Raw genomic sequence first — 6,732 nt, 5'->3', positions numbered from 1 at the left:
CGCAGCTCGAGCCACGCCCTTCCCGGCACCTTCATCTCGGCGCGAAGGCGCAGCATGCTGCCCTCCTCGACCGTCTCCACCCGCCAGAAGTCGATGACGTCGCCCGGCGCGACCCGCGAACGACTGCGCCGCCCCCTGGCCAGGCCCACACCGCCGGCGAGCTTGTCCATCCACCCGCGCACCGCCCACAGCAGCGGCGTCGAGTACCAGCCGTTGTCGCCGCCGATCCCGGTGATCACGCCCCACAGCCGCTGCGGGTCGGCCGAGGTGAGGGTGGAACGCTCGTCGGTGTACGCGGTGCGCCCGGCCCAGTCGGGATCCGACGGCAGCGGGTCCGAGGGAGCGCCGAGCACCTCGGAATCCTGCCAGCTGGTCTCGACCTCGTCGGCCGCGACCCGCCCGAGTGCGAGGCGCACGGCACGACGGTAGGGGGTGAGGCCTCCCTCGGGCGGCGGGATGAGGTCGTCGACCGCGTGGTCGTCCATGACGCACTCGTTCTGCAGCGACGCGACCAGCGGCCGGGCGATGGCCCGCGGGATGGGCGTGACGAGGTTGACCCAGTGCGAGGCGAGCCCCGGCGTGAACACCGGCAGCGACGCGATCGCCCGCTGCGGCAGACCCGCCTCGGCGGCGTACCCGTTCATCATCTGTCCGTACCGCAGCACGTCGGGACCGCCGATGTCGACGGCCCTGTTGACGTCGGCATCCACCCGCGCCGCCCCGAGCAGGTAGTGCAGCACGTCGCGCACGGCGATCGGCTGGATGCGGTTGCGCACCCAGCGCGGCGCCGGCATGTACGGCAGCACCTCGGTGAGGTGGCGCACCATCTCGAACGAGGCCGAGCCCGAGCCGATGACCACGCCCGCCTGCAGCACCAGGGTGGGGACGCCGGAGGAGAGGAAGACATCCCCCACCGCGACCCGGGAGCGTAGGTGGGGTGACAGCTCGCCGCCGGAGGGGTGCAGGCCACCCAGGTACACGATGCGCCCCACCGATGCCGCGGCGGCGGCCGCCGCGACCGTCTCGGCCGCGCGCAGGTCCGTGCGGTCGAAGCCGGGGCCGGCGGCCATGGAATGGACGAGGTAGTACAGCACGTCGACGTCGCGCACGGCTTCGCGCACCGCGTCGGGGTCCTCGGCGGAGCCGGTGACCACCTCGACGGAGTCACCCCAGGGGAAGGCCGCCACCCGGCCGGCGTCGCGGGCGAGCACGCGCACGCGGTATCCGGCCTGGCGCAGGCGCGGCACCAGACGTCCGCCGATGTAACCGGTGGCCCCGAGCACCAGCGCCAGGGGAGCCGAGCCGTCGGGGCGCGGCACCGCGCGCAGGGCCGCGTCGGCCGCAGTGAGTTCGCTCATGCCGCGACGTTACGTCGCGGCATCCCCGCGCGCCACACGCCCCCTGTGGGCTGCCGAGTGAGTATTCGCGGTGCCGAGTGAGTACTCACTCCGGCATCCGAATACTCACTCCGCGGCGGCAGGGACCGCCGTTGCCCGCGCGCGATAGCGCACCGCTGCGCCCGGTGCCAACTGCCTGCAGGTCGTCCGCCCAGCCTCGTAAGGTACCCGGGACGGACCGAACGGACACGTCCGTCGCGCCCGCGCGGCGCGAGAGAACGCGGAGGACCCATGACCCGACAGGCAGAGACGACCGAGGCCGAGACCCCCAGGCTGGAAGTGGACGACGTGATCGTCGTCGACAAGAAGCGGGTGCGCACCGCGATCGGCGGGACCGCCGTGGGCAACTTCATGGAGTGGTTCGACTTCGGCATCTACGGCTACCTCGCCGTCACGCTCGCCATGGTGTTCACCGCAGACCTGCCGGAGCCCTGGGGGTTGCTGGTGACCCTGTTCGGGTTCGCGGTGTCGTTCCTGGTGCGCCCGATCGGCGGTCTCGTCCTGGGTCCGCTGGGTGACCGAATCGGCCGCCAGCGGGTGCTGTTCTTCACCATGGCGCTCATGGCGGTGGCCACCGCCCTCATCGGGGTGCTGCCGACCTCCGATCAGATCGGCCTGTGGGCCATCGTGCCGCTGTACCTGCTGAAGATGGCGCAGGGCTTCTCCACCGGCGGCGAGTATGCCGGTGCGACGACGTACGTCGCCGAGTTCTCCCCCGACCGCCGTCGCGGGTTCTGGTCGTCGTGGCTCGACGTCGCGTCGTACGTCGGGTTCGCTGCGGGAGCCTCGGTGGTGGCACTCACGACCCTCATCACCGAGAGCGTCTGGGGACCCACGGCGATGGTCGACTTCGGCTGGCGCATCCCCTTCCTGCTGGCGATCCCGCTCGGCGTGGTGGCGATCTGGTTCCGCCTGCGCATCCCCGAGACCCCGGCCTACGAGACGACGGTTGAGCATGAGTCGACCGTCGCCGCCGATGACCCGCTGGCGCGTCACGGCGTGGTCGGTATCCTGCGCCACCACTGGCGCCCCGTCCTCATCTGCGTGGCCATCGCCGCCGCCACCAACACGGCCGGCTACGCGCTCACCAGTTACATGCCCACCTACCTCGAGAACGAGGTCGGCGTCTCCAACCTCACCGCCGCAGTGGCGACGGTGCCGGTGCTGCTCGTCATGTCGGCGTGCCTGCCGCTCATCGGCCTGCTGAGCGACCGCATCGGGCGGCGCCCGGTGTACCTCATCGCGGCGGGCTCGACGCTCGTGCTCATGGTTCCCGCCTTCGCCGTCATGCAGATCGGCGAACTGTGGGCCGTCTTCGTGGCGCTGACGATGGTCGCGGTGCCGGTGGCCTTCTACGTCGCCGTGGCGGCATCGACGCTGCCGGCGCTCTTCCCCACGGCATCGCGCTTCGGCGCCATGGCGATCGCGTACAACGTGGCATCGTCGCTCTTCGGCGGCACGACCCCGCTGTTCAGCCAGGGCCTCATCGAACTCACCGGCAACACGTACATGCCGGCGTTCTACATCATGTTCTTCGCGCTGCTGGGCAGCGTCGCCATGCTGGCGATGAAGGAGACCGCGCAGCGGCCGCTGCTCGGCTCGGTGCCCACGGTGGAGACGCCCGCCGAAGCCGAGGCCGTGGTGGAGCGCCAGGACGAGGACCCGCTGATCGACACCTCGACCATGCCGCTCCCCATCCACCGCCCCGCCGAGTGAGTATTCGCGCCGCCGAGTGAGTACTCGGCGGCGCGAATACTCACTCGAGCCCGCGAATACTCACTCGGCAGCAACGGGTGCGACGCGGAGCGGAATTCGGGATCGGCGGGTCGCTTCGGCCCGCAGCGGCACGGCGAAGGCGGATGCCAGCAGCAGCGCCATCCCGGCGCCGATCATCGCCCCACCCACGGTGTCGCTCAGCCAGTGCGCGTGCAGGTACGTGCGGCTGAAGGCCATCAGCACCACCCACACCGCCCCTACGATCACGACCGACAACCGCGGGAAGAGCACGGCGGCCACCACCGCGAGGGTCGCGGCGTTGGCGGCGTGCCCAGAAGGGAACGAGCCGTAGTCGCTGATCACCAGGATCTCCTCGGGGCGCGCCCGGCCGAAGAGGTGCTTGAGCACCTGCACCGCCGCGGCGCTGAAGATCGACGCCGCCACGAAGTACAGAGCACCCATGTACCGCCGCATGATCAGCAGCGCCAGCGCTCCCCCGATCGGCACAACGAAGACGCCGAACACTCCCCCGCCGAGCCAGTTCATGGCCAGTGAGAACACCGCCACCGCCTCGACCTGCCACCCGACGAGGGCCTGGTTCCACCAGTGGTCGAGCACGAAGGGCTCGGGCCCGCGCTGCAGGATCCACGCGCCCAGCGCGCAGGCGAGGGCGACGAGCACGATCCCGGGCACGAGCAGGCGCGCAGTCGGACGGTTGAGGGCTTCCATCACCTCATTGTGCGACGTCAGGCAGCCCGGCGGAGGGGGCTTGCGGACGGCTTGCCGCAAAGGCTATCGCGCCGCCGCCAGCCGCCCGCGCATACGAGCACTACGGCGCGAGGCGCTACGGCGCGAGGCGCTCGACCGTCTGCGGACGCACGACCAGCCACAGCGCCAGCACCCCGATCACGCCACAACCGACCATGACCGAGGCCATCGTCGTCGGGGTGATGCCGCCATCGCCCGCGATCAACCCCACGAGCGGCGAGACGAGGCCCGCCACACCGAAGTTGACGGCGCCGACGAGCGACTGCGCAGTGCCGGCGGCCTTGCCGTGGCGGTCCAGCGCCAGCACCTGCACGCACGGGAACGTGAACCCGCATCCGGTCATGAAGATGAACAGCGGCACCATCACACCCCAGATGCCCACGTCGAGGGCGTCGCAGACCAGGATGGCCGATCCGGCGACCACGAGCACCGCGGTCGAGAAGGCCATCACCCACTGCGGGCCGAAGCGGGCGGCCAGCCGCGATGCGGTCTGCACGCCGATGACGACGCCGACGGAGTTGATGGCGAACAGCAGTCCGTACTGCTGGGGGTCGAAGCCGTAGGTCTGCTGGAAGAGGAACGAGGATGCCGAGAGGTACGAGAACAGCCCACTGAAGGTCATGCCGCCGATGATGAGCACGCCGATGAAGACGCGGTCGCTGAGCACGGAGCGATACCGCTGCAGCACGGTCGTCGATCCCCGCTCAGCGCGGCGGGCCGCGGGCAGGGTCTCGGGGAGGAACGCCACCGCGCAGGTGAGCATGACGACGCCGTAGATCGCCAGGGCCACGAAGATGCCGCGCCAAGGCACGACGGTCAGCAGCGCCGAGCCGATGAGCGGTGCGACGACCGGGGCGACACCGGACACCAGCGCCAAGCGGCTCAGCATGACCACGAGCCGGCGACCGCCGAACAGGTCGCGCACGATGGCGGCCGCGACGACACCGCCGGCGGCGGCGCCCGCGCCCATGAGCACCCGCGCGAGCATGAGGAGCTCGAGGTTCGGCGCGATCGCGGCCGCCGCGCTGGCGACCACGTGCAGCGCGGTCACGACGATGAGCGGCACGCGGCGGCCCACCTTGTCGCTGAGCGGGCCGACGACGAGCTGACCCAGGGCGAAGCCGATCATCGTGCCCGTGAGGGTCAGCTGGATCGACGCTGCGGAGGTGCGGAAGTCCTCTTCGAGCGCCGGGAAGGCCGGCAGATAGAGGTCCACCGTGAAGGGCCCGAGCGCGGTGAGCGCACCGAGCAGGATGACGTAGAGCACGCGGCGGCGGGTCGACAGCGCGTCACCGGGGTGCAGCACGATCGGAGCGGTCGTGGGGTTGGCGCCCATGGTGCGGATGGCACCGGTCGCCGTGCGGCCTGCGGTGCGGATGGCACCGGTCGTAGCGGGGCGGTCGGTGCCTGAGGAGTCGGCGGCGGAGACGGTGGGGACGGGCGAAGTATCGAGCACGGTATCCAGGGAGTCGCAGGGCGGAATCGTCGAAACGATTCGAGAACCGGACGAGTCTAGCTCCTTCCCAGCCGTTGACCTATGCGTGCGAATAGGCTGAGGCGACCGTCGCGCCCCCGCGCGCCCCGTGCGCCCCTCCGAACCGAGATCACACATGACCCCGACACCCTCCGACCGCCCCACCAAGCGTGTGAGCGGCAACCCCGCCACCCAGGCCGACATCGCCCTCACCGTCAAGCAGCAGCGTGAGCGGCAGAAGCAGGAGAAGCTCGCGCAGTACCAGCGGGAGCTCGCCAAGCGTCGCCGCAGCAAGCTCGTCTGGTGGGCCGTGGGCGTCGCTGCGGCCATCGCGGTCATCGCCCTCGTCGTGGCATCCATCGTCTTCACGCCCAAGCCCGTCACATACGACCGCGGTGACGGCGACGGGACGGCGATCCCGGGCGTCGAGACGTTCGAGAACACCGCCACCCACGTCGAGGGCACCGTCGCCTACCCGCAGACCCCGCCGGCCGGCGGCGACCACAACGCCGCCTGGCTGAACTGCGGCATCTACTCCGAGCCGGTTCCGAACGAGAACGCGGTGCACTCGCTCGAGCACGGCGCCGTGTGGATCACCTACGACGCGGATGCCGTCGACGAGGCGGGCCTGGATGCCATCAAGGCCAAGCTGCCGTCGAGCTACGTGCTCCTCTCCCCCCACGAGGGCCTCGACGCGCCCGTGGTGATGAGCGCATGGAACGCCCAGCTGAAGCTCGACGGACCCGACGACGAGCGCATCGAGGACTTCCTGGATGCCTACTGGCGCAGCCAGAGCGTCCCTGAGCCCAACGCCGCCTGCACCGGCGCCATCGACGGTCCGGGCAAGCAGTCATGACCGAGGCCCCGCGGCGTCGGTGGATCGCGGTCGTGCTGATCGCGGTCGCGGTCGCCGCGGTGGCCTTCGCCGCCGGCCGGTTCTCGACCTTCACGGCATCCGGTCCGGCTCTTCCCGCGAACGACTCCGCCGAAGCGGGGTTCGCCCGCGACATGCAGGCGCACCACGCGCAGGCGATCGAGATGGCGATGACGGCCTATCGCAAGACCGACGACGAACAGCTGCGCGTGCTTTCTTACGACATCGCCACGGGGCAGGCCGGCCAGCGGGGCGAGATGTTCGACTGGCTGGTCAAGTGGGGGCTCCCGCAGGCCGGCGGCGCTCCCATGGCGTGGATGGCGGCGTCGGATGCCGGTCACGATCACGGCGTCACGGGCACGGCGACCCTCTCCCCCGAGCAGAAGCGCGAGGCCATGGGCATGGCATCCCCCGCTGAGCTCACCGCTCTCGCCGAGGCGCAGGGCACCGCCGGCGACTGCCTGTTCCTGTCGCTGATGATCCGCCACCATCAGGGCGCGATC

Annotated in this window: 6 protein-coding genes; 3 read left to right on the top strand and 3 right to left on the bottom strand. The window is 70.8% G+C overall.

What is annotated here, in order from left to right; translation table 11 throughout:
- Window positions 1–1,358: SDR family oxidoreductase (locus NQ160_RS15890; protein ID WP_257516145.1), on the bottom strand; the 1,358-nt coding region annotated here is incomplete at its 3' end.
- Window positions 1,359–1,628: 270 nt separating this feature from the next.
- On the opposite strand from NQ160_RS15890, the gene NQ160_RS15885 reads away from it, so the two are divergent.
- On the top strand, window positions 1,629–3,113 hold the full coding sequence (locus NQ160_RS15885) for an MFS transporter (RefSeq protein ID WP_257516144.1): 1,485 nt from the start codon (window positions 1,629–1,631) through the stop codon (window positions 3,111–3,113).
- Between the two features lie 60 nt (window positions 3,114–3,173).
- Here NQ160_RS15885 and NQ160_RS15880 read toward each other — a convergent pair whose 3' ends face one another.
- Entirely contained in the window at window positions 3,174–3,842 is a 669-nt protein-coding gene (locus NQ160_RS15880) for a phosphatase PAP2 family protein (protein WP_257516143.1), read from the bottom strand.
- 115 nt (window positions 3,843–3,957) lie between these two features.
- Window positions 3,958–5,337 carry a multidrug effflux MFS transporter gene (locus NQ160_RS15875; RefSeq protein WP_374113665.1) on the bottom strand — a complete coding sequence of 460 codons (1,380 nt, stop codon included), beginning with the start codon at window positions 5,335–5,337 and terminating at the stop codon, window positions 3,958–3,960.
- A gap of 154 nt (window positions 5,338–5,491) precedes the next feature.
- Here NQ160_RS15875 and NQ160_RS15870 point away from each other — a divergent pair, with 154 nt between their 5' ends.
- Complete coding sequence (locus NQ160_RS15870; protein ID WP_257516142.1) at window positions 5,492–6,211, top strand: DUF3105 domain-containing protein; 720 nt, start codon at window positions 5,492–5,494, stop codon at window positions 6,209–6,211.
- The coding region (locus tag NQ160_RS15865; protein WP_257516141.1) for a DUF305 domain-containing protein at window positions 6,208–6,732 on the top strand (525 nt) is incomplete at its 3' end. The genes NQ160_RS15870 and NQ160_RS15865, both read left to right, overlap by 4 nt.

Source organism: Microbacterium sp. zg.Y909, from assembly GCF_024626565.1.
This window is presented reverse-complemented; position numbering and strand designations above follow the sequence as displayed.